Source organism: Streptomyces sp. NPDC058880, from assembly GCF_042742535.1.
Taxonomy (GTDB): domain Bacteria; phylum Actinomycetota; class Actinomycetes; order Streptomycetales; family Streptomycetaceae; genus Streptomyces.
This window is the reverse complement of sequence record NZ_JBHYMC010000142.1, coordinates 1-1,204: the sequence shown is the minus strand read 5'-3', so window position 1 is coordinate 1,204 and position 1,204 is coordinate 1. Positions and strand designations below refer to the sequence as shown.

The 1,204-nt window shown below is 68.6% G+C and carries 2 protein-coding genes; one reads left to right on the top strand and one right to left on the bottom strand.

What is annotated here, in order from left to right; all coding sequences use genetic code 11:
* Positions 1-19: 19 nt before the first annotated feature.
* Positions 20-910: an IS5 family transposase gene (locus ACFW2G_RS33090; RefSeq protein WP_384585670.1), complete on the top strand. Its 891-nt coding sequence runs from the start codon at positions 20-22 to the stop codon at positions 908-910.
* A gap of 8 nt (positions 911-918) precedes the next feature.
* Here the strand turns inward: ACFW2G_RS33090 and ACFW2G_RS33085 are convergent, their stop codons facing one another.
* The gene (locus tag ACFW2G_RS33085; RefSeq protein ID WP_257002279.1) at positions 919-1,107 is read right to left on the bottom strand and encodes a hypothetical protein; all 189 of its coding nucleotides are present in this window, start codon (positions 1,105-1,107) and stop codon (positions 919-921) included.
* Positions 1,108-1,204: the final 97 nt, after the last annotated feature.

The window sequence follows — 1,204 nt, the reverse complement described above, 5'->3', positions numbered from 1 at the left end:
CTGAGACCGCGTTTGAGATCTGCCGTGTCCCGTTACTGGGGCGTTCGTTGAGCTCGTCGTGAGTGGTGTTGGGGGTGGGTATCCGTCGGACCTGGCGGACGAGCAGTGGGCGCTGGTGGAGCCATTGCTGCCGCCGGCGCGGGTGGGGCCGAAGGGTGGTCGGCGGGAGAAGCATCCGCGGCGGCGAATCGTGGACGCGATCTTCTACGTGGTGCGGACCGGGTGTGCCTGGCGGCAGCTGCCGAAGGACTTTCCGCCCTGGCCGACGGTGTACTGGTACTTCACCTGGTGGCACGACGACGGCACCGTCGAGCGCATCCACGACGCCCTGCGCAGCCGGGTCCGTAAGGCCGACGGCCGCGACGCGGAGCCGAGCGCCGGGCTGATCGACTCGCAGTCCGTCCGCACCGCCGACACCGTGCCCGCGGCGACCAGGGGCTTCGACGCGGGCAAGAAAGTCAAGGGCCGCAAGCGGTTCATCGTCACCGACACCCTCGGCCTGCTCCTGGCCGTCCACGTCGTCGCGGCGAGCATCCAGGACCGCGACGGCGCGAAGCGGCCGTTACTGTGGACCCGCCTGGATCACCCCGGCGTCAAGAAGGTGTGGGCCGACCAGGGCTTCTCCGGTCGCCTGGTCGATTGGGCCGCCCAGATCCTCGGCCGTGAGCTGGAGATCGTCCGCAAGGACCCCGGCCAGCGCGGCTTTCAGGTTCAGCCCAAGCGGTGGGCGGTGGAGCGCACCTTCTCCTGGCTCACCGCCCACCGGCGCCTCGCCCGCGACTACGAGACCAGCCCGGCCCACTCCGAGAGCATGATCCGCTGGGCGATGATCGGCGTCATGGTCCGTCGACTCACCCGAGGCCGGCCCGCTCAGCGACCGGGCCCACGACGCCTTCGCCTCTTGTCATGACGTCAGCCCTACCGCTTCTGGGCTCTGTATCGCTTGAGGAGAGCGGTAAGCCTCGCCGGATTGGCCTCGCCGTTCAGTTCAGTAGTGAGGTCGTCGGGGCAGAGCTCGTATAGGTCGCCCCACCATCGGCGCCCTCGGTTGTCCCAGATGCGGTACCCGCCAGGCACGCCTCTGGCCACATAGCGACGCCTACTCACGAAGCCCCCGCTGAGAGCAAGGCCCACGCCAGTAACCCACTTCCCCTCCTCACGCTCCACTGGAAGCAGGCTACGGGAGATCTCAAACGCGGTCTGA